At 45.1% G+C, this 20,869-nt stretch carries 20 protein-coding genes, 1 tRNA gene and 4 pseudogenes; 14 read left to right on the top strand and 11 right to left on the bottom strand.

The features are described from left to right. The first annotated feature begins 166 nt into the window (after nt 1-166). The 8 genes and pseudogenes from JCM16161_RS01115 (at nt 167) to JCM16161_RS01095 (ending at nt 8,309) form a co-directional block, all read left to right on the top strand. A complete protein-coding gene (locus JCM16161_RS01115) occupies nt 167-1,483 on the top strand; it encodes an MFS transporter (RefSeq protein WP_054854870.1) in 1,317 nt (438 codons plus the stop codon). Nucleotides 1,484-1,495: 12 nt separating this feature from the next. Next, nucleotides 1,496-3,694: a respiratory nitrate reductase subunit gamma gene (gene narI / locus JCM16161_RS13695; protein ID WP_243668390.1), complete on the top strand. Its 2,199-nt coding sequence runs from the start codon at nt 1,496-1,498 to the stop codon at nt 3,692-3,694. A 26-nt stretch (nt 3,695-3,720) separates the two neighbouring features. Beyond that, nucleotides 3,721-5,331 carry a molybdopterin-dependent oxidoreductase gene (locus tag JCM16161_RS13690; protein WP_243668683.1) on the top strand — a complete coding sequence of 537 codons (1,611 nt, stop codon included), beginning with the start codon at nt 3,721-3,723 and terminating at the stop codon, nt 5,329-5,331. Nucleotides 5,332-5,381: 50 nt separating this feature from the next. Next, on the top strand, nt 5,382-5,765 hold the full coding sequence (locus JCM16161_RS13685) for a hypothetical protein (protein WP_243668388.1): 384 nt from the start codon (nt 5,382-5,384) through the stop codon (nt 5,763-5,765). A gap of 25 nt (nt 5,766-5,790) precedes the next feature. After that, nucleotides 5,791-5,913, top strand: a pseudogene (locus JCM16161_RS13680) (respiratory nitrate reductase subunit beta); the annotation flags it as partial. Between the two features lie 185 nt (nt 5,914-6,098). Further along, nucleotides 6,099-7,133, top strand: coding sequence for a nitrate reductase subunit beta (narH, locus tag JCM16161_RS01105; protein ID WP_243668681.1), 1,035 nt, complete (start codon nt 6,099-6,101; stop codon nt 7,131-7,133). A gap of 382 nt (nt 7,134-7,515) precedes the next feature. Continuing rightward, nucleotides 7,516-7,809 (top strand): hypothetical protein, encoded by a 294-nt coding sequence (locus JCM16161_RS01100; protein ID WP_054854735.1) that lies wholly within the window; start codon nt 7,516-7,518, stop codon nt 7,807-7,809. A 149-nt stretch (nt 7,810-7,958) separates the two neighbouring features. Continuing rightward, nucleotides 7,959-8,309, top strand: a complete 351-nt coding sequence (locus JCM16161_RS01095; protein WP_052885797.1) for a 4Fe-4S binding protein — start codon at nt 7,959-7,961, stop codon at nt 8,307-8,309. A 430-nt stretch (nt 8,310-8,739) separates the two neighbouring features. Here the strand turns inward: JCM16161_RS01095 and JCM16161_RS01090 are convergent, their stop codons facing one another. From JCM16161_RS01090 to JCM16161_RS01060, 8 genes and pseudogenes are all read right to left on the bottom strand, one after another. Next, nucleotides 8,740-9,576 (bottom strand): DMT family transporter, encoded by an 837-nt coding sequence (locus JCM16161_RS01090; protein WP_054854734.1) that lies wholly within the window; start codon nt 9,574-9,576, stop codon nt 8,740-8,742. A 73-nt stretch (nt 9,577-9,649) separates the two neighbouring features. Continuing rightward, nucleotides 9,650-10,051: a hypothetical protein gene (locus JCM16161_RS13675; RefSeq protein ID WP_243668386.1), complete on the bottom strand. Its 402-nt coding sequence runs from the start codon at nt 10,049-10,051 to the stop codon at nt 9,650-9,652. Beyond that, nucleotides 10,045-11,070 carry a nitrite/sulfite reductase gene (locus JCM16161_RS01085; protein WP_243668384.1) on the bottom strand — a complete coding sequence of 342 codons (1,026 nt, stop codon included), beginning with the start codon at nt 11,068-11,070 and terminating at the stop codon, nt 10,045-10,047. Before JCM16161_RS01085 ends, JCM16161_RS13675 begins: the two co-directional genes overlap by 7 nt. 93 nt (nt 11,071-11,163) lie before the next feature. Next, nucleotides 11,164-11,643 (bottom strand): annotated as a pseudogene (locus JCM16161_RS01080) (PaREP1 family protein). A 272-nt stretch (nt 11,644-11,915) separates the two neighbouring features. Next, complete coding sequence (locus JCM16161_RS01075) at nt 11,916-12,428, bottom strand: hypothetical protein (RefSeq protein ID WP_054854733.1); 513 nt, start codon at nt 12,426-12,428, stop codon at nt 11,916-11,918. Nucleotides 12,429-12,469: 41 nt separating this feature from the next. Next, nucleotides 12,470-12,934: a radical SAM protein gene (locus tag JCM16161_RS01070; RefSeq protein WP_243668382.1), complete on the bottom strand. Its 465-nt coding sequence runs from the start codon at nt 12,932-12,934 to the stop codon at nt 12,470-12,472. Between the two features lie 166 nt (nt 12,935-13,100). Further along, nucleotides 13,101-14,186, bottom strand: coding sequence for an ATP-binding protein (locus JCM16161_RS01065; RefSeq protein ID WP_054854731.1), 1,086 nt, complete (start codon nt 14,184-14,186; stop codon nt 13,101-13,103). 209 nt (nt 14,187-14,395) lie between these two features. Further along, complete coding sequence (locus JCM16161_RS01060) at nt 14,396-14,647, bottom strand: hypothetical protein (RefSeq protein ID WP_054854730.1); 252 nt, start codon at nt 14,645-14,647, stop codon at nt 14,396-14,398. A gap of 566 nt (nt 14,648-15,213) precedes the next feature. Here JCM16161_RS01060 and JCM16161_RS01055 point away from each other — a divergent pair. Together JCM16161_RS01055 and JCM16161_RS01050 are read left to right on the top strand one after the other, a co-directional pair. After that, nucleotides 15,214-16,101 carry an NAD(P)-dependent oxidoreductase gene (locus tag JCM16161_RS01055; RefSeq protein WP_054854729.1) on the top strand — a complete coding sequence of 296 codons (888 nt, stop codon included), beginning with the start codon at nt 15,214-15,216 and terminating at the stop codon, nt 16,099-16,101. Between the two features lie 45 nt (nt 16,102-16,146). Then, nucleotides 16,147-16,257: transfer RNA gene (locus JCM16161_RS01050), tRNA-Ser, on the top strand. Nucleotides 16,258-16,386: 129 nt separating this feature from the next. Here the strand turns inward: JCM16161_RS01050 and JCM16161_RS01045 are convergent. From JCM16161_RS01045 to JCM16161_RS01035, 3 genes and pseudogenes are all read right to left on the bottom strand, one after another. Beyond that, nucleotides 16,387-17,294, bottom strand: a pseudogene (locus tag JCM16161_RS01045) (fumarylacetoacetate hydrolase family protein). A gap of 46 nt (nt 17,295-17,340) precedes the next feature. After that, a pseudogene (locus JCM16161_RS01040) lies at nt 17,341-18,404 on the bottom strand (FAD-dependent oxidoreductase). A gap of 213 nt (nt 18,405-18,617) precedes the next feature. Then, a complete protein-coding gene (locus JCM16161_RS01035; protein WP_054854728.1) occupies nt 18,618-19,457 on the bottom strand; it encodes an ARMT1-like domain-containing protein in 840 nt (279 codons plus the stop codon). Between the two features lie 122 nt (nt 19,458-19,579). Here JCM16161_RS01035 and JCM16161_RS13670 point away from each other — a divergent pair, with 122 nt between their 5' ends. The 4 genes from JCM16161_RS13670 to JCM16161_RS13655 are packed head-to-tail and all read left to right on the top strand — an operon-like array spanning nt 19,580 to nt 20,869. Next, nucleotides 19,580-20,020, top strand: coding sequence for a hypothetical protein (locus JCM16161_RS13670; RefSeq protein WP_243668379.1), 441 nt, complete (start codon nt 19,580-19,582; stop codon nt 20,018-20,020). Next, entirely contained in the window at nt 19,981-20,433 is a 453-nt protein-coding gene (locus tag JCM16161_RS13665; RefSeq protein ID WP_243668377.1) for a hypothetical protein, read from the top strand. The genes JCM16161_RS13670 and JCM16161_RS13665 overlap by 40 nt, the downstream gene beginning before the upstream one ends. A 29-nt stretch (nt 20,434-20,462) precedes the next feature. Further along, the gene (locus JCM16161_RS13660; RefSeq protein WP_243668375.1) at nt 20,463-20,609 is read left to right on the top strand and encodes a hypothetical protein; all 147 of its coding nucleotides are present in this window, start codon (nt 20,463-20,465) and stop codon (nt 20,607-20,609) included. After that, nucleotides 20,594-20,869 (top strand): YkgJ family cysteine cluster protein, encoded by a 276-nt coding sequence (locus JCM16161_RS13655; RefSeq protein WP_243668373.1) that lies wholly within the window; start codon nt 20,594-20,596, stop codon nt 20,867-20,869. The genes JCM16161_RS13660 and JCM16161_RS13655 overlap by 16 nt, the downstream gene beginning before the upstream one ends.

The following is a 20,869-nucleotide window of genomic DNA, read 5'->3' as shown; positions in this document are numbered from 1 at the left end:
CATCTACGAAATAGGTCACGAGATAACCAAAATTCGTAATGCATATTTATGAATTAATTTATATGTAATTAAGTTCATATTAATATACACAGTTTTCACCAAAAAAAATTTCGGTTTTCCCTATTTATGGAAAAAAAATAAAAAAGGCCTTGATACACATATGGGCATGCCCAAGCGTGAGGAGTTAATTAAGAAGTATAGTATTCGTGGGAACCCAACGTTAGGCCTTGTAGCAGGTACTATAGCGTTCTTTGCAGGTTTTGCTGCGGTTGCGTTGTTTGGGATAACGGTTCATACAGTAGCACCATTACTGCATCTGAACATTATTGAGATTGGCTGGTTAGTGGCCATACCACTGGTTACCGGCGCACTGCTTAGGATTCCCTTTGGTGCACTTGTTGATAACGTCGGTGGTAGAAAGATATTACTGACGCAATTAATCATCGCCATAGTGGGCATGATCGGGTTAATCCTAACCCTACACGCCATATTAACGCATTCCATAACGTCTAACACCCTAGGCTATACATTGCTCATGCTGTTTGGCGCTATTGCAGGTACGGGAATCTCCACGTTTGCCTCAGGCATAGCCTACGTATCATACTGGTTCCCGCAAAAACGTCAGGGCTATGCGTTAGGGACCTATGCAGGGTTTGGGAATGCGGCGCCCGGCATATTCACGGCGATACTGCCATACGCCCTAGCAAGCCTTGGATTAATCGGTGCGTACATAGCATGGGCTTTGTTTTTGGTTGTGATGACTGCGATATTCGCCGTAATAGGCCATGACGCATATTACTTCCAGCTAATGAAGCGAGTTAGTCGTAGCGAGGCTGAGGGTATTGCTAAGGAGCTAGGCGAAGAATTAATACCCAGTGGCTCTGCATCTAAAAGCCTAAAGATGTCTGCCAAGATTTGGCGTACATGGCTGCTAGTCATTATGTATTTCATATCCTTTGGCGGATTCGAGGCATTAACCGAGTGGCTGCCGACCTACTGGACTAACTACTTATCATTAAGTGTTGCAATGGCGGGCTTAATGACTGGCGTGGTGTACTCGCTAATTACGGCATTGATGAGAGTACCTGGTGGGTGGTTTAGCGATAGGTGGGGTGGTGAGAAAATCGCCATAGTCTCCTATATAATCCTAGTCATTGGTAGCATTATAATGCTGCTAAGCCACACCTTCACCATTAGTGCTCTTGGAACAATAATAATGGCTATCGGCATGGGCATCGCCAATGCCGCGGTGTTTAAGCTGGTACCTAAGTACGTCCCTGAGGCAGTGGGTGGAGCCACTGGTTGGGTTGGCGGTTTAGGCTCGGCTGGTGGGTTATTGATACCACCTGCTATGGCCTTGTTCGTCGCAATCTACGGCCATGCAGGTTACGCATTAGGCTTCATAATATATACGGCGTTTGGCATTCTTTCAGTAATTTTCGGAACAATACTGTATCTGTATGAATATAGGCATAGACATTAAACGGTGAGTATTATGGTGGCGCCATTGGATGAGGTTCTTTGGGTTTCCCTGCCTTATATAGTCATCGTTGTATTTATTGGAGGCCATGTATATCGATATGCGGTTGATCAGTATGCATGGACATCGAAGTCCAGTGAGTTACTTGAGAAGCGATGGTTGAATATGGGCTCTCAGCTCTTTCATTGGGGCATACTCATCGTGATACTTGGGCACATAATAGGTCTGTTAGTACCGCCAGGCGTTACACAGGCCATGGGCGTAACCACCGAGGAATACCATAAAATGGCCATAGTACTAGGTGGTGCCTCAGGACTTGTTGCATACCTTGGCGCCTGGATACTCTTCTTAAGAAGACTCCTCATACCCAGAGTTAGGAAGACGAGTGACGCCACAGACTTCCTAGTACTAGTATTAATATTAATAACCATGACCCTCGGTCTTTACAACACGTTGATATATGACATCTTTGTGCACCCATTTCCCTATAGGTCAACAATTGGTGCCTGGTTAAGGTCTGTCCTAGTGCTGCAACCTAACCCTAACTATATGGTTAATGTTCCAATAACATTTCAGCTACATATAATCTTCGCATACATACTATTCCTTATATGGCCATTTACCAGGCTTGTCCATGTCTGGAGCTATCCAATATTTTACCTTAGAAGGGCTTGGATAATATACAGGAGGCAAGGAGGCCGGAGGTGGTTGTTCATGCTCAGGGCTAACTTCATTAAGGAAATATTCAGGCACCTATTGCCCAGGGAGAAATTCAATAATAATTGGAGCGAGATAGATAATGCGGATAGGGCTTGGGAGGACCTTTATAGGAACCGCTGGCAATACGATAAGGTCGTTAGATCAACCCATGGCGTTAATTGCACAGGTTCCTGTAGCTGGAGGATCTACGTTAAGGATGGAATAGTTGTTTGGGAGCACCAGGCAGTTGACTATCCAACCAATGGACCTAACATGCCGGAGTATGAACCAAGGGGCTGCCCAAGAGGCGCCTCATTCTCATGGTACATATATAGTCCATTGCGTATTAAGCATCCATATGTCAGGGGCGAGCTCATGAGGCTATGGAGGGAAGCCCTATCTAAAACAGGCGACCCTGTTAGAGCTTGGGAATACATAGTTACAAACCCGGAATTGGCTAATAGGTACAAGTCTGCCAGGGGTAAGGGTGGCTTTGTTAGGGCCTCCTGGGATGAGGTGCTTGAGTTAATATCAGCCGCGCTCATATACACGATAAAGACCTATGGGCCGGATAGGATATTTGGCTTCACCCCAATACCAGCGATGTCCATGGTAAGCTTCTCATCAGGCTCAAGGTTCCTTGAGTTAATCGGCGGAGTAATGCTGAGCTTCTATGACTGGTATGCGGACCTACCAATAGCCTCACCACAGGTGTGGGGCGAGCAGACGGATGTTCATGAAAGCGCAGATTGGTTCAACTCAATGTACATAATCGTCTGGGGCACTAACATAGCCATGACGAGGACCCCAGACGCCCACTTCCTAGCCGAGGCTAGGTATAGGGGTACGAAGGTAGTCGTAGTCACAACGGATTATACTGACGTTACGAAATTCGCGGATCTATGGATAGCGCCCAAGCCGGGCACTGATGCAGCCTTGGCGATGTCCATGGTTCACGTAATATTGAGGGAGTTTTACGTGGATAGGCAGGTAGAGTACTTCATAAACTACGTTAAGAAATATACGGACCTACCCTTCCTCGTAATACTTGAAAAGAGTGGGGACGTGTACATACCGAGTAGATTCCTCAGGGCCTCGGACCTGGGCTTAAATGTTCCGAATGCGGAGTGGAAGACCGTAGTCCTTGACCTAGATACAAAGCGGTTGGTTATCCCCAATGGCAGTATAGGCTTTAGGTGGAGTAATGAGGGTAAGTGGAACCTTAAGCTTGAGGACTCAATCACGGGTAAGCCCATAGACCCGGCATTAACGCTGTTGGGGCTTCATGATGATGTGGTCTTGGTTAGGACATACGTATTTGATGAGAGGGGGCCAATACCAATCGTTAGGGGTGTCCCTGTTAAGAAGTTGAATGTTGGGAATAAGGACTTTATCGTTACGACAGTTTACGACCTACTACTCGCACATGTGGGCGTTAATAGGGGACTACCTGGCGATTACCCATCAAGCTATGATGATCCTAAGCCTTCACACCGGCCTGGCAGGAATCAATAACGGGCGTTGATCGTAAAATTGCCATTATAGTTGCTAGGGAGTTCGCCAAGAATGCGGAGTTAACCAGGGGTAGGTCTATGGTGATTATAGGCTCTGGTGTTAATCATTGGTATCATTCAGACCTTATCTATAGGGCTATAATAACGATGCTCATGCTACTCGGGACAATAGGCGTTAATGGAGGTGGCTGGGCTCATTATGTCGGTCAGGAAAAGATAAGACCACTTGATTCCTGGTCCCACATAGCCTTTGCCCAGGATTGGATCAGACCACCTAGGCTTCAGAATACAACATCATGGTCTTACATACACAGTGACCAATATAGGTATGAGGACTTAAGCATGGTTAAGGTTGCGGTTAACCCTGAGTATGAGCATCCAGTGGACTACAATGTAGTCGCCGTTAAGAATGGGTGGTTGCCATTCTACCCGCAGTTTAATGTCAATCCATTAAGGCTTTATGAGGATGCGGTTAAGGCTGGGGCCAAGAGTGATGAGGAGGTCATTAAGTACGTTAGGGAACAACTCGCAAAGGGTAATATTAGGTTAGCCGTTGAAGACCCTGACGCACCCGAGAATTTCCCGAGGGTATTATTCATGTGGAGAGCTAATTTCCTTGCCTCAAGCGGTAAAGGCCATGAGTATGTGCTCAAGCATTTACTGGGTACGGACAATTCGGTAATGGCTAAGGAGGGGTTGATACGGCCTAAACTCATTAATTGGCGTGAACCAGCGCCCATGGGCAAGCTCGACCTAGTGGTTACGCTCGACTTTAGGATGAGTACATCAGCGCTATACTCAGACATAGTGTTGCCTGCGGCTACTTGGTATGAGAAGAATGACCTAAGCACCACAGATCTGCACCCATTTATACACCCATTTAACCAGGCAATACCGCCACCCTGGGAGGCTAAGGCTGATTGGGACATATTCGTGGCATTAGCCAGGAGGTTCAGTGAAATGGCATGTAAATACCTAGGTAGGGTTAAGGATATAATTATCGTACCATTACTACACGATACACCCGGCGAACTCGGCAATAGGTCTGGCCCGAACATCGTTATTGTCGAGCGCGATTATTGTGATGTATATCACAGGATGATTACGCTGGGTCCTTTAGTTAAGGACTCAATAGGGGCTAAGGGTATTACGTGGAGCGCCAAGGAGGAGTATGAGGAGGTTGGTAAACTTAATGGAACTGATGAACATGGACACCCATTATTAATTAAGGATCATCAAGTTGCTGAGGCGATATTACACCTGTCTAGTACAACTAACGGTGAGGCATCGTATAAGGCATACAAGGCACTTAGTGAGAGAGTTGGTATTGATTTAACGCATATCGCAGAGGATCAAAGGGAAGTGGTGATACACTTTAACGATTTGTCTTATCAACCAAGAAGGGTACTGAGGACGCCTATTTGGAGCGGTAAAGAGTCTGAGGAAAGACCTTACACGCCATATGCATTGAATGTGGAGGACTTAGTACCCTGGAGAACTTTAACTGGTAGGCAACACGTGTATTTAGATCATGAGTGGATTATAGAGTTCGGTGAGCAGCTACCGACGTATAAGCTCCTGTCGTTCAAACACCCTTCAATAACGGTGAAGGACCGAGCATCGACGGTAAATACTTAGTTGCACGCTACTTAACGCCACATGGTAAGTGGCAAATACACTCAACCTACATGGATAATCAAATAATGCTGACGTTATTTAGAGGAGGACCTGTTATCTGGATTAATAGTGATGATGCTAAGGAGGTTGGTATTAAGGATAATGATTGGGTTGAGGTAATTAATAGGAACGGCGTTATAGTAGCCAGGGCAGTCACATCAATAAGGATTCCAAGGGGCACCGTGATCATGTACCACGCGCAGGAGAGAACGGTGAACGTCGGTAAGTCAAGGCTAACAAATAAACCCGGTGGTACCCATAACAGCGCCACTAGGGTTAGGGTTAAGCCAACGCACATGATTGGCGGCTATGCCCAACTTAGTTGGGCAATCAATTATTATGGTCCCGTTGGTACCCAGAGAGACGAGGTTGTGATAGTTAGGAGGTTAGGGTGAGAGCATGAGGGTGCTTGCCCACGTTTCCATGGTAATGAACCTCGATAAATGCATCGGCTGCCATACGTGCAGTATAACGTGCAAGAATACCTGGACAAATAGGCCAGGTGCTGAGTACATGTGGTGGAACAACGTAGAGACCAGGCCCGGCGTTGGATACCCAAGGCGTTGGGAGGATCAGGAGAGGTATAGGGGTGGTTGGGTATTGAGTAATGGAAAGCTTAAACTAAGAATTGGCGGTAAGATATCGAGACTACTGAGGATCTTCTACAATCCATACCTACCACCATAGATGATTATTATGAGCCTTGGACCTATGATTATGAAAAACTCATAGAGACAGGGCAGGGTGAACAACCCGTTGCGAGACCCAGGTCATTAATTACCGGCGATAATATTGAGATTAGGTGGGGACCTAATTGGGATGATGATTTAGCTGGTTCGCCAGAAATAGCGTCCCAAGACCCGAACTTAGCCAGTCTCGAGGAGGAAATTAGGCTTGAGTTTGAGAGGACATTCATGTTTTACCTGCCTAGGATATGCAATCACTGTCTTAACCCACCCTGCGTAGCGGCATGCCCAAGTGGCGCCATTTATAAGAGGGAGGAGGATGGCATCGTACTTGTCGATCAGGGTAGATGCCGCGGCTGGAGGTTCTGCATATCGGCATGCCCGTATAAGAAGGTGTACTTCAATTGGCAGACTCATAAGGCCGAGAAGTGCACATTCTGCTACCCAAGGATTGAGAATGGATTGCCCACCGTATGCTCAGAGACTTGTGTCGGCAGGATCAGGTATATCGGTATATTATTATATGATGCTGATTCCGTATTAAAGGCAGCCTCTGAACCAGATCCTAAGAAGCTTATTGACGCCCAATTATCGATAATACTTGATCCAAGTGACCCAGAGGTTGTAAAGCTCGCTAAGGATAACGGTATTTGGGATGACTGGGTAGATGCGGCTCAAAGATCACCAACCTATAAATTGGTCAAGAGATGGCGTATAGCCTTTCCGCTACACCCAGAGTATAGGACGCTGCCTATGGTGTTTTATGTACCACCATTAAGCCCAGTACTTAGGCTATTTAACGGTGAGGAATTGGGCGAGGTCGCGCCTGAGGATGTGTTTCCAAAGATCGATAAGCTGAGAATACCCATTAAGTACCTGGCAAGTATGTTTACAGCAGGTAATGAGGAACTAATCCGCAACGCCCTCAAGAGACTGTTAGCCATGAGGATTTACATGAGGAGCCTTGAACTTGGTAGTCCAAATAAGGATGCGCTTAAGGAGGTTGAGTTAACCGAACAGGATGCGCTTGAGATGTATAGACTATTGGCTATTGCTAAGTATGAGGATAGTTCGTAATTCCTAAGTCACATAAGGAGTCCATGCTTAATGCCTATTCAGAGCAGGGTATGTGTGGTTACGAACAATTTAAAGAGGCCGTACCTGAGCTAAGGAGTGCCATAGTTAATAATGGTAAGATTAGGATAAGGATAAGTAAGGCTGATTTCCAATGAGCCACAGGAGCTTCTTAATATAATAGCCCAGGCACTGGAGTATCCAAGTGAGGAATTACGTGAAAAGTTATTTTTAATAATAAAATCCGGAAATTACGACCATTACGATAAACTAAACAGATTTATGGATATACTCCTAAATACTGACATATATAATATTCAGGAAATCTACGTAATGACCTTCGATCTATCCGCAGAGACAAACATGTACTTATCGTACCACATCTATGGCGATAGAAGAGATAGAGGGCATTTTTTTAGCTCAATTAATCGATATTTATAGGAAGTACGGTTTTAAGTACGATAATCGTGAATTACCCGACTATATACCAACAGTACTAAGATTCTTAGCACTTAGGTATAACGAGCATTCTCCCGATATTAATAAGCTAATGGGCATGACATTAAAGGTAATTAGGAAACTGAAAAATAAATTATCCAAAGATAATCCCTACACCTACCTCTTCGATTTGTTAAGTGATGTTCTATCTCAAATACAAAATAATAATTATGACCTCTGAGAGTCACGATAATCATAACCATGAATACATAGCCCAATTTCATAAATACTCAGTATAATTTATTGATACTACACGAACATCACAACGATCATGTAGTATCAATAGTTAAGTATATACATAACTTCATACTAACCAATAATTGACCAGCAATGGCTCAGAGAAAACCTGCGGAGGAACTTAGAAAGTACATAAGAGTTATTGACGATCAAGATATATGTATTGGTTGTGGTGCATGTGTCTCAGTTTGCCCGTATCAGGCATGGGAGTTAGACGAGAATGGTAAGGCTAGGCTAATATGGGACCTGTGTTATGATGATTTCAGTTGCATACCAGTATGCCCAGTGAACTGCATATGGAAGACCCCTGAGTCACCTGAGACCGCTAGGAAGAAGGATGGATGGTATAGGTTCAGCCATGAACTAACGCCTGAGGAGCAGAAGGTGTTTGAGGAGTGGGCTCAGAAGTACGGAATAACGGGCAAACCAGCCAAAACATCATGATAAGTTGGAGAGTGATTCCCGTTAAAAATCGATCTTGTTTTCCTTCACTTTCATAGCTTTGCACCGAGGAACTTAGGCTAACTTAGCATTATATTTAGCCTTTCAGAAGACAATTTTTCCTACTCATTCGGTATCTCTTCAGGAATTTACCAAGACTTAACAGTATTAAACCGTATTATTGGCTGTGGTTTTTATATGGGATGATTAATACTTAAAACATTAAATATACCATAGTCCATACTCATGATAATGAAGTCAATAAGGAAAAAAAGATGAGGATGTAATACGATTATTGGAGAAGGCATCTAAAGAATTAAGGAAGATTCGTGAGATTTATGGTGAGGATTTCGTTGTCAGGAGTATACGGGAGGACCGTGACTCTAGGTGACGGACCATTCAATCATAAATGCCGGTCTTGGGTATTACGTGGTTAAAGGAATGCCATTATTATTGCCACCACTATTATCAATGCACCAAGGAACTTAACAACGCTGAATTTCTCCCTACCCATCGCACTCGACATAAGCTGGGCTATTAATGGCATTGTGCCCGTCAGTATCACGGTAAGCCCAAGACCTATTAAATCCATTGAGAAGGCGAATAGGGCAACACCAAGGCCCAGGTCGAGTACGGCAATAATGGGCAGGTAACTACGTACCGTCCCTCTAATGGCCCCTGCAATGTTGTTTCCCATGAAATAATTAATTACAAGCAGTACAATACCTGCTGCCGCAACTCTCGTAAATGCTATGGAGATTGGGTTAAGCCCCGCGATATCGGCCACCTTAATCATTGACTGACCAGCAGCCCACGCGAGGGCTGCACCAAGGCCAAGAAATAGACCCTTAATCTCCCTCCTCGAGTTACCGCTACGGGATAGTAGGTAGACGCCGGGTATCAGTAGTATACTCGCAAGTAATTTCGTGATGGTCAGTGGCTCTCCCAGGAACACTGCGAATAACACCGTCAGTGGTATGTAGGTATAGGACACGGGAGCTGCGATTGAGACCCCTGAGTAATTGATTGAGAACAGGTATAGTGAGTCACCAATGACCAGGGATAACAACCCGCTCAAAGAACTGTACACGGCTCCTCCGTAATTAAGCCCTAAAATTATTGCTGGGATCAGGAGTATTAGTGAGGCGTAGAACATCCTGAGGAAGTTTACGATCAACGGGTGCATTCTCTTCATGAAGTCTCCATACATTATCGATGCCCAGGCCCAGATAATGGCTGTTGATAGTGCGGGCAGGTCCTCAATAATCATAATGCCGGTGTAACTAGGTAATTGCGCTTTAAAGATTATTCCCTCTCAAGTCAGTCGGGCCCAAAGACTATGTTTATGTCCTTATCCGGCGGCCTAAACGAGGCACAAGCCTGGTTAACTCACTCCTTATAGCATCAACACCAACCTTAACCACGAAGTCCCTAACCCCACGAACACCAGACCTCCTATACATGTCAAGAAGTACTTGTACCGCGAGCTCCGCATCACCTGGATCGACGGTGCCGATGACAAAGCCCAACGCGGTCGGTGAGCCACCCATCGTTATTAATACCCTCGTCTTTGAACCGAATGGTTCGAGGCCTATATCCGCGATCCACGACATACCGCAATCGTGGGTACAACCGCTAATTCCAACCCTAATTGGCTCATTCAACTTACTTAGGTGAACATGTATTTTGCGGCCGAGCCCGGTGGTGTCTATTAGGCCCGGTGGGCATAATTCATTACCTAGCATGCAACCGTTATCGGTCCCTCAGGGTACATGGGCCCTGGATCCCTGACCTCATAATTGCTCAATTCCTCAATCCTATCAACCTCCTCGCGGATTGGTATGTATACGCTTTGATTATTGAACAGCAGTACATAGCCAAACCCATACCTATCAGCCACATTGGCCAGCTTAACCAATTCATCGGCGGTAACCCAGCCGGTTGGGTATGGAATCTTTACAATCCTTGATTTAATGAACCTGGGCGTTAAATCAGGCGGCTTGGGCAATTTGGGCTTTACCTCCCTGGCTATCGCCAATACCTCCTCCCTAACCTTATCAAGGCCACGCAACCTAACAACCCACTTAAACCCCCTCCTCTCGCCAGACCTCCTAAGGACCTCAGCAACGCCCACGCAGATTGGAAGTAAATCCTCAGCATCTACGTCAGTGAAGGCAAGTCTCGCACTAAATGCGTGCTCACCAATGCCGCCACCCAGGTATATGTCGAATTTACCATTAGGTTTAGCCACAATACCGATGTCCTGGGCCACGGGCACGGCACACGCCCTCTCGCAGGCTGATATTGAGATCTTGATCCTGTGCGGAAGTGATGGCTGCTCATACTCACTCCTATACCTAAAGTAATCACCTATGAATGTTGATAGAGCCTCAGCATTAATATGTGCGTACGGGCAGAATTGCGATGCGCATGGTATTGGGTTCCTAACCGAATTACCGCAGGAGTCCCTTGGATCGAGACCAACCTCCCTGAGCTTAACCACAACCTCATCAAAAAGCCTAAAATCAACCTTGAAGATTTCTATATCACCCCTAGTACCGAGCATTGCCCTACCATCACTATACGTCCTGCTGATCTCGGCAATAACCCTCAATTGGTTCGAGAACCACTTACTCGGGTCACGACCAACACCCTGCCTAATCCTTATTGAGACCCAGGGATTATCACCACGATTCTTATAAATACCCTCATGCCTCCTCGGATAAACCACCTTATAAACATCGGAATACCTGAACGAAGACACAGTAAAGCAACATCCATGCATTATTTAAGCCTTTATTATGTAGATAGGGGACAATACTTAAGCGGGTGGTGGTTTCGAGAAAGAGAAATATGCCTAAATGCCCTTTTCGCGTAATAACCTATCAATAACACTTAGTACCTGCGTGATGTCGGCCCTAGCCGACTCATCGTCCCAGTACTGACTGAGTATTCCCCTGTTTATCCGGCCCATTGTATTGGTACTGATGAAGTAGTATTGCCAGGTTTGTGTATACGTTAATGTCGCGCCTATTACCTGCGACATGCGCTTCAAAGAATTGCTTGGCATTAGGGCAATGACCCAATCAACCCTCTCAATAACCTTATTACCCCTCAACCTAACCACACCCTTAAATAAACCCCTAAGCTTATCCCTATTCTCCGCAGCGAACGCCGCCACAAGAGCCTTCCAGGCCTGGTAAGCCTTATCAGCCGCGTTCCTGGTCAACCCCTCATCAAGAAATCTCCTAGCCAGCTCGGTCTCGTACCTAGTCTCAAGGAGTCTCGTCCTCCTATAACCATCAATGTCAAACCAAGGCTTAGGTAACTCCTGCATGTTTATGCTATAATATGAATTAATTTACTTTACCCTAAACAATAATCACGGCATCAATCATATACCTCTTACCTATTACTAAAATTGCCCTTAACCCTAGTATTAAGTGAGGACTCCATTAATGCCCTTACAACAGACTCAACACCAGCAACTATTAAACCTGGCATAACCTGGTAAGCCCAACGCTAATGTTCATAATCAACTCAATTAACGACTTCCCATAATAAGCACTACCGAATCGCGTCAAGGATATTTACAATGCAAATACCCAACTAATTAATATCACCGCATATGCTATCTGCACAATGATGCCTCATGACACCCCTAATAACGACTTCACGCCTAAGCAACTCCCTGAGCATCGCCTCGATTCTACGGGCATCACCCCTATCAAGCCTAATGACGATTCTATTATCCCTCAATTGCTCAACACGCCCTGAATAACCCAGGTACTTAATGAACTCATTAACATCCCCAGCATCAACACTGGGCAGCCTGCTTAAGTCGCCACAAGGACCCCACTTACAGGCGTAGCACCCTAACCCAGCGGCTTCTATGTTCGCAGCACACGCTGATTCATAGACCTTAAAACCCATTTCCCTAGCTAATGAGGCGATCTTATCCTTTAGATCCCTAGCCCTAATGGGAACCTGCTCCCTACCTAACTTACCACTCGGTAATCTCAGACTTAGGTCAATACCGATCGACCTGAGTCTTTCATAAATGCCCGCTGTAACCCTAAGTGTGCCGAGCACTACGGACTTAACGCCAAACTCCCTAGCCATTAATAGTATTTCACGGGCATCCCTATCGGTTATGCCAGGTATTATTGGCTGATGAATAGGGAAACGTTTATTCCAGCCCTAACTAATCTTCCAACAAACCTAAGCCTATCCATTGGGTCTGGGGCTAATGGTTCAATTTTCCTACAATTCCTGAGGCATATCACAGTCTCTAGAAAGCTTATGTTTGGTGCGTACCCCTTAATCCTGGTTATATACTCGTCATCGAGTACGGACTTGCTACTAACTTGCAGTGGATTACCGAGTGAACCAAGAACCTTAATATACTCGAGAGCCCTATCCCTAGTCTCAGGTAGGAAGGTTCTGTTACGGAACCCATGGCAAGCATTGTACCGCCAGGCCCAAGCACTACATATGTTCAACGTCAATGCATAGAGCAACTCCTTACCACTTAATGGGTATGGTTGTACTTTATGCGGAAATCCCATGTCATAGATGTAGCAGTAGGTGCATGAGTATGTACATCCAATTCCCGTGTGTATCGTCATACCGCACGGTCTCGGATACCTCCTCGCATGTGGATCCTTCCTAGCCCTCTCGATTGATTCAGGCTTAATTCATTCTCTAATTCATTCCTCAGTTTTTCCTTAAATTCCAGGTACTTAATTAAGTCCATTTACGGCGGATATTAATCATAATCTCTGTATTAAATCCTTACAGGTGCTCGGCAGCGATTCTGTACACTGGGTCGGAAATCCTGTAGTAATCATCCACCTTCTCAATAATGCCCAGGTTCACTAGGTTACTTAGTAATTCGGAGATCGTTGCGGCATTTATCTCTTTACCCTCATAATCCTCAAGCCTACGCTTGACCAATCTCCATGGCATCGGCTCCCTAGCCAGTGCTCTTAATATTACCGAATACCTATTACTCCTGAGTGAGGTTACCAAGTTCCGTAACTCACTTAACGCCAGTTGAACGGCGTCCTTCATTATCTCATCAAAGTCCGCAGAACCCCTCATTGCGTATGTATAGCCGAAATACGTTAACCAGCCAATAATCCCATCAAATGTTTCCACAGCCTTCTCTAGGACATCCTTAGGGCAATTAATGCCTAATTGGTTGAAGCCACGTTCGAGGAAGTCCATTGACTCGTCCGGGCTTAACTTCCTCGTCTTAACCTCCATGTACGCCCTACCAAAGAGTGGTGCCTTAGGGTCGTGAAGCCCAAGAAAGCCGTAGAGGAGGCCGACCTGCGAACCTGAGAGGACGAGCCTTATGTTCGTTAGGTTATCAAAGACGTAGGCGAACAGCCTATCAAACCTAAGCCAATTAACCTTCCTCAACTCCTGCGCCTCATCGATCGCGATTATCACAGGCTCGCCAATGTCATTCAACCTAATAAGCAGGTCAGTAATAGTGACCCGCGGCCTACCTCTAAATTTAATGGCTATTTCAGGTGGATTAAGGGATATCTTTAAATCCTCAATGCCCTTGAGAGCATTAATTACTTTATCCGTAATTGAGGACTCCCTACGTAGAAGATCGTTAAGGGCCTTCACGAATAGGTCGAGCACGTCACGATAACTCGTATACACACTAAACCTAACATCAAGGTATATATAGTCAATACCAACCTCATTAAGTGCAACTCTCATCAACGAGGTCTTACCGGTCCTCCTAAGGCCCGTGACCAGCGTTAATCTTGAACCTCTCAGGAATTTTACGAGCATCTCCAATTCATGATTAAAATCATAGAGATCCTCCCTTCTACTTTTAGGCTCAATGCTAAACAACATTTAGGGAACCCCAAATAATTTAGAGTACTACTAATAAATTTATTTTCAGAGATTCCGGGGAGATAAAATTAGTGAATGAGTAATGATGACGCTGTATCAAGATAATATTGAGTGGCCATAAATTGCGAGCAGGAGGATCCCTATATCGTCTTATTAGGCAGGTTTTCTTTTAACTTGAACCTATTGCTTTGTTGCCCTGAGGAATACCTCTACCTATGTTCCCTCTGTTCTCTGATTGAGGATATTAATAGCCATAGGAAGAATAGGGCGGTTATTAGGAAGAGCGCCATACCAGCCACGTCCCTATGGAGTGATAGGTTTATTGGCCTAATGAACCTTATGAATGCCATGAACCCTATCGTCACTATTAAACCAACTATTGCGGTTACCGCATCACTATTTAGCTTAATGCCCAACCTACGTAACCCTAACCTATACGTATCTAGCGTTTTCACGACCACGAGCAAATGACCATCACGGACAGCTTTAATTCCTTCCTCACAGCCCAAGAACGCTTAACAACCAATGCATGCCGGTCCTACTATAATACGCCACCCCTCTTCCCAGCAATGCCCCACTTCTGTTAATGTACTTATAATGTACTTAACAACGTACTCATCATCAACTCATTCCCTGACTGACACGGCCATTAAATTAGCGCTTATTAACCTCCATGGCGAGAAGCAATTATCCACAATTTAGGTATGGTCCGTATTCGCCATCCCTTAATGAATTAATGATTTTTCCTAATTCAATTCATTAGTTAACAATAGTACCAAAATCTTTCAGCTTACAATTAAATAGTAACGAAGTTGAGGTTAATGGAGCAACAGTAAGATGTGGCCGCTCCGGAGGAGCGATTTTTCATCGGGCCGTGGGCTCCACGGCTCTCGAATCCTCCCTTCTCATCTTTAATAATTCATGCATTAATTAACCTTACTCAACCACGTATTCTAATTTAACCATGATGTGATGTCACACGCTTTATCAGAATTCCTTATAAATTCATTAACCTGGGCTATTCTTGATGATTGTGCTAATTACTGGCGTTAGTTCATCGCCAGGTTATAAGACCGCTATTAGCCTAGCCAATAAGTATGAGGTTGTTGGTACTTACAATGAGCATTCAATTAATATACCTGGTGTTACTACGGTTAAGGCGGACCTAACGAGGGATTCTGTGAGGGTAATTAATGATTATAAACCTGACGTAGTTATACACATGGCCGCGATAGGCAATGTTGATCAGTGCGAGGAACAATTGGAGCTTTGTTATAGGGTTAACGTGGTGGTAAGTAGGGAATTGCTCACGGCCGCTTATAGGATTGGCTCTGCCATTTATTACCTATCCACGGACTACGTTTTTGATGGCGAGAAGGGGTTATACACTGAGGATGATATACCGAGACCCGTTAATTATTATGGATTAACTAAACTCCTGGCTGAGGAAATTACAAAGGCATTGAACGGCTCTATTGTTAGGGTTGCCTGGATCTACGGCACTGGGCCTGGAAGGCCGAACTTCGGCAAGACCGTGGTTGAGAAGTTAATGAGGGGTGAGGTGGTCACGGCAATAACTGATCAATGGTCATCACCCACACTTAATACGATAATTGGAGAGGCCTTCGCAAGGTTGCTTGATATTAAATTCAACGGTGTGATACACGTGGTGGGGCCAAGACTGAGCAGGTACGAATTCGCAAGAGCCATAGCTAGGTACTTCGGGTTCAGTGAGGAACTGATAAAGCCAATAAGACTCATTGACGTAAATTACAGGGCTAAAAGACCCAGAGATAGTAGCTTAAGTAACAAGAAGGCAATTGAGTTGCTAGGAATACCACTTAACGACATAAACTACGCATTATCAATATTCAAGAAGGAACTGGAGACTGAAAGAGCCGCAGTAAAGCCGTAACCCATGAAGAAAAGCTTTAAATCGCAGTTAATGGCCTATTGACCCGCCGGGGTGGCCGAGCCAGGTCCAAGGCGCAGGTCCGCGGATCCCGCGGTGCGAAACTTGAGATCCTGTCCCCGCAAGGGGGCCCGGGTTCAAATCCCGGCCCCGGCACCATCACGGCATGTTCCTTATTGTCAGAAGAAGCTTGGTATAATGTCAGGGAGGTAAGTTAAGCAATGTTAGTATATTACGTAGTATTTTTATGTTCAATGTTATTTAATTTTCATGAACTTATTTAGAGTACTACTCCTCAATTACTGTGTTTCTTAGGGTGCCTATTTTTTTCGATCTCCGCCTCGACAATGTCGCCGTTCTTTAAGAACTTACCCTTTGGGAAGCCCACGCCCGACGGCGTTCCCGTGCTTATGTAGTCTCCAGGCTTAAGCGTCACTCCCTGGGATGCCCAGTGGATTAGTTCGGGTATCTTGAATATTAGGTTCTTAGTGCTATCATCCTGCTCCACATTACCGTTAACCCTAAGCGTAAGCCTAAGGTTGTGTGGGTCTGGTATTTCGTCTTTTGTAACTATGTATGGGCCTACTGGTGTTGATGAGTCCATGCTCTTGCCGTATATCCAGTCCATTCCGTAGGCTCCTTACTTGGGAATTGCCAGTCGCGCATTGACACGTCATTGAGTATTAAGTAGCCGAAGACGTAATCAAGCGCCTTATTAACATCTATGTACTTACCCCTCCTACCAATGATTAGGGCTAACTCCACCTCCCAATCAACCTGTTTGGAGACCCTGGGCTTGAGTATTGGTTGGTTATGGCCGATGAGTGCATTGGGGAATTTTGGGAAGAAGTACGGCCTATCAAGTGGTTTGGCCTGGCTCTCCTCGCCATGGGCCTATAGTTAACGGCCACGCATAGGATCTTCTCGGGGTTTGGAATTGGTGGTAGCCAGGTTATTGCATTTGGGTCTCTGAACAATGCCGTGTCGCCATTCCTCAATGCCCTATTCACCAAATCCCTAATTAATGCTAGGGCAGGCTCACCACTACCTATGAGGGATTTCATGTCGTAGAGGAAGCCCGGAGCCTCGGTCGTGTCGTAAATGCCCATGTACGCACTTGGAAGGTCCAGGACACCCCTTTCCGTGTATACGCCAACCCTAACCGTGTTATTCCATAGGAAGGAGAGGAGCCTCACGGCTATTAAGCACCCAATGACAATTTAAACATCACTACTAACTAGTTTACTGCTCCCTCCACCCACCCTTTAGTAGGTACTCTTCAATGGCAATTGCTGCATCAATGCCGTTCTTTAATGCCTTACCTATTAGGCTTGGTCCCGTGGCCACATCACCGGCTGCGAATACGCCCTTCCTCGTTGTCCTGTGCTTCTGGTCGATATCTATCGTGCCGTGTGGCGTCAACCTAATTCCGCAACAGCCATCCCTGAATGGCGGCGTTGGTACTTCACCAACCGCGGCTATCACGGTGTCCATATCCATCGTGTACTCACTACCTGGTATTGGCTCCGGCGCAGGTCTACCGCTCCTGTCAGGCTTGCCGAGTTTCATCTTGATTAATTTAACGGCTTCTACGTGGTCCTTACCGAGTATCTCCGTTATGCCTACGAGCTCCACAAACTTTATGCCCCTCTTTATCAAACCCTGTATCTCCATCTTACCCGCAGGCGCCTCGTTTATGGTCCTCCTATAGAGTACGTAAACCTCCTTAGCACCCTGCCTCTGCGCCTCTATTGCCGCGTCAACAGCCGTTAACCCCGCACCAATCACGGCCACCTTCTCACCCGTTGGATAAACAACCGATTTGGGTAGGTAACCTAACTCGCTAGTGTATATCCTGTATAGGTAATCGAGGGCTAGATAGACGCCCCTAAGGTTCTCGCCAGGTACTCCAAGCGTCCTTGACTTCCAGGTTCCCGTGGCTATTAATACGGCGTTATAATTGTTAATCAAGTTCTCAAGGTGAACCTTATTCTCTATGAAGTCGTCACCATCAACGTGCTCCTCCTCGTCAGCGATTACCTTAGTCTTCAGTATGAAGTTGACGCCCAACTCAATCAATTCCTTAACGCCAGCCCTAACATTCTTCTTGGGAACCCTGTACTCGGGTATTCCAAATATCATTAGTCCACCAGGCTCCGGCAACTTATCATAAACATCGACCTGGAAGCCCTTACATATTAAGTAACCGGCAGCACCAAGCCCGCTGGCCCAGCACCAATAATGGCAACCCTCTCACTACGTCTCTCAATCTTCTGGCCCGGAGAACACTTAAGTGCAAACTTCACGTAAGGTTCGAAGGAAGTCCTTTATATAAGCCTTTCCTAATGCTTAATTCAACCGTAATTTTACGACATATCAATTTTAAATAATTAACAATTATAAAATTATAATGTTAAGAATAATGAAGAATTTTATAAAGATAATTCTTATAAAAGAATAATCTATAAATAAATAAGATTCAATAAGATATCTATAGTTATATATTAATCGCTCACAACCTATCTATCATTCCTTAAATAAACAACTGGACTATTCTTAGGAACACGTAATAACCTAATCATCGGCCCGCATTTAGCCCTAAATAAAAATAAAACCCTCAGTTTTAACTCACTTTCTAGGTACGCCTCAAAATTGCCAACACCCTTAGAAATTATTAAATCATGATTACCCAGGTCATGCCACAAACCCCTATTGTAAAATGCCGGATACCTACTGCCTGTGGATACGACCCTTACCTTATCACCCAACACCCTACTCACGTAATCGGCCGTTACATCAACCTCGTAGGGCAAGCCCCTGGCATATACCGTAACCCCCAGGCCCATGTCAATTAACTTCCTGATTAACAACGTATCTACCTGAAACTCCCCAGAATTATCAACGATGTAACCAACATCCCTAACATTACTTAACAACCTTGTTAATTCCTCCCTCGACGTATTAAGCCAAACAGCCTCCTCAAGTAGCCTATTTACAAAGTCATTAATGTCGAATTGGTAATCCCTCATTGGCACATCGACGGAGTTTGCGGCGGCGGCAATCTCGATATACCTAACTACGTCATCACCTGCATCACTGATTATCCTACTCATGACTAGGGAGGCCGTATCCTCTAGCTCCCTCTTCTCATTGGCGTGCGGATCCTCATTACCTAAAATCTTCGTTATCAATTCGAAGGACTCTATGAAGAGTGGTGTTCTACCCCTCGGTATTAGGTTTGATATGTGCATTGTTATTCGCGTGTATGCATGAACGTCATTTACCCCAAACTTCCTCATTTCCTGCATCCTGGACTCCAGGGCACAGAGTATGCATTCTGGGGTCTCTATATATAGCATTGAGGCTCAGTAATTAGTGGATTATTAAGTAATTTGTTTAGTAATTATTCTATATCTTCGTTTAGGTAAATGCCTAACAGACATAGCCTTTTTAATCTCATTCTCACTATTATTGGCGGAACATGAGTATTGATGAAATACTGAGGGAGTTAAGGGAGGATAGGGTCCATGGCGCCTCCTGGTACTTCCTGAGAGGCATCGAGGTTATTAAGATCGCGGTTGAAAAGGGGCTTAATCCCAGCGATATTAGGGCATTGCTTAATGAGTTGAGGGGTGTTAGGCCTGGTATGGCGTCGATAACCAACTTAGTTGATTTAATTGAACGCTCACTGAGTGCTGGCTTAGATCTTAATAATGTCATTAGCAGATTAAGGGATTGGTACGACTTAGCATCTAAGCGATTAGTTACCCAATTGGATAAATTCCCCATAATGTGTGGGTCAAAGGCTATAACCATTAGTTATAGCTCGGCGGTTAAGACAGCCCTTTCGAGATGGGGCAAATGCTCGATGTCCTGTACGTCATGGAGTCAAAACCAGGTAATGAGATTTATCAGGCGATAAAGGATTACTCAAACTACGTGGGTAATGTAATCCCAATACCTGACTCATCAATTGCGCATTTCATGAGGGATGCGAATTACGTGCTCTCTGGCGCTGATGGGCTATATAGTGATGGTTACTTCATTAATAAGGTCGGTACGGAGACCCTATTCATCGTTGCGCATAGATTTGATGTGAGTACAATAGTTATTGCCGAGTCCTATAAGGCATCGAGTGGTGGCGCAAATGAGGTTTACATGATTGATTTCAATGTCGACGATGTGAGCGTGCAGGTCCCACTATTTGATGAGGTACCCCTTGATCTAGTTGATTACTTAATAACGGATCTAGGCATCATTAAGAAACCAAAGCCTGAAGACGTGGAAAACTTGAGGGAACTCCTTATTAATAATGTCCTTAACCCAAGTGGGTAGGATGAGGTTATTCCAGTGCCTACGATGCGATGAATGCTGCTACTTTGATAATGAGGAAAGGCCCCATATTATTTGAGGATGAGCTTGCTAGGATAAGGGCCTTGGCCAGGACTAGGGGCCTTGATATTAGGTACCGCGAGTTAAGCATAAATGGCGTTAGGTGTATAGGTGGTTAATTAAGGGTTATTGTCCATTCTATGATAGGGAGAATAGGGCATGCACAATACACCCAATGAAGCCACTCGCCTGTAAGATGTACCCATTACTGTATAATCCAAATACTGGCGAGGTATTAATATCGAGGGAGTGCAGGTGGGTTAATGATGCCCTGAATTCAGGCGAGAGCCTTGGGCTTGAGAATTTCCCTGAGGAGGTTAAGGCGCTTGAGGAGGCGTTGTCACGGTTATACAGGGTTAAGGTTAGGATCCATAGGTAG

This window comes from Vulcanisaeta sp. JCM 16161 (assembly GCF_001316285.1).
The sequence above is the reverse complement of the archived record's forward strand: the minus strand, read 5'-3'. Positions and strand labels throughout refer to the sequence as shown.

Bases quoted from the DNA above. Each gene is read 5' to 3' on its own strand.
- JCM16161_RS01115 (WP_054854870.1), top strand. From the start codon at position 167: ATGCCCAAGCGTGAGGAGTTAATTAAGAAGTATAGTATTCGTGGGAAC.
- narI (WP_243668390.1), top strand. From the start codon at position 1,496: ATGGTGGCGCCATTGGATGAGGTTCTTTGGGTTTCCCTGCCTTATATA.
- JCM16161_RS13685 (WP_243668388.1), top strand. From the start codon at position 5,382: ATGGATAATCAAATAATGCTGACGTTATTTAGAGGAGGACCTGTTATC.
- JCM16161_RS01100 (WP_054854735.1), top strand. From the start codon at position 7,516: ATGGCGATAGAAGAGATAGAGGGCATTTTTTTAGCTCAATTAATCGAT.
- JCM16161_RS01095 (WP_052885797.1), top strand. From the start codon at position 7,959: ATGGCTCAGAGAAAACCTGCGGAGGAACTTAGAAAGTACATAAGAGTT.
- JCM16161_RS01090 (WP_054854734.1), bottom strand. From the start codon at position 9,576: ATGATTATTGAGGACCTGCCCGCACTATCAACAGCCATTATCTGGGCC.
- JCM16161_RS13675 (WP_243668386.1), bottom strand. From the start codon at position 10,051: ATGCTAGGTAATGAATTATGCCCACCGGGCCTAATAGACACCACCGGG.
- JCM16161_RS01075 (WP_054854733.1), bottom strand. From the start codon at position 12,428: ATGGCTAGGGAGTTTGGCGTTAAGTCCGTAGTGCTCGGCACACTTAGG.
- JCM16161_RS01070 (WP_243668382.1), bottom strand. From the start codon at position 12,934: ATGACGATACACACGGGAATTGGATGTACATACTCATGCACCTACTGC.
- JCM16161_RS01065 (WP_054854731.1), bottom strand. From the start codon at position 14,186: ATGTTGTTTAGCATTGAGCCTAAAAGTAGAAGGGAGGATCTCTATGAT.
- JCM16161_RS01055 (WP_054854729.1), top strand. From the start codon at position 15,214: ATGATTGTGCTAATTACTGGCGTTAGTTCATCGCCAGGTTATAAGACC.
- JCM16161_RS01035 (WP_054854728.1), bottom strand. From the start codon at position 19,457: ATGCTATATATAGAGACCCCAGAATGCATACTCTGTGCCCTGGAGTCC.
- JCM16161_RS13670 (WP_243668379.1), top strand. From the start codon at position 19,580: ATGAGTATTGATGAAATACTGAGGGAGTTAAGGGAGGATAGGGTCCAT.
- JCM16161_RS13665 (WP_243668377.1), top strand. From the start codon at position 19,981: ATGGAGTCAAAACCAGGTAATGAGATTTATCAGGCGATAAAGGATTAC.
- JCM16161_RS13660 (WP_243668375.1), top strand. From the start codon at position 20,463: ATGAATGCTGCTACTTTGATAATGAGGAAAGGCCCCATATTATTTGAG.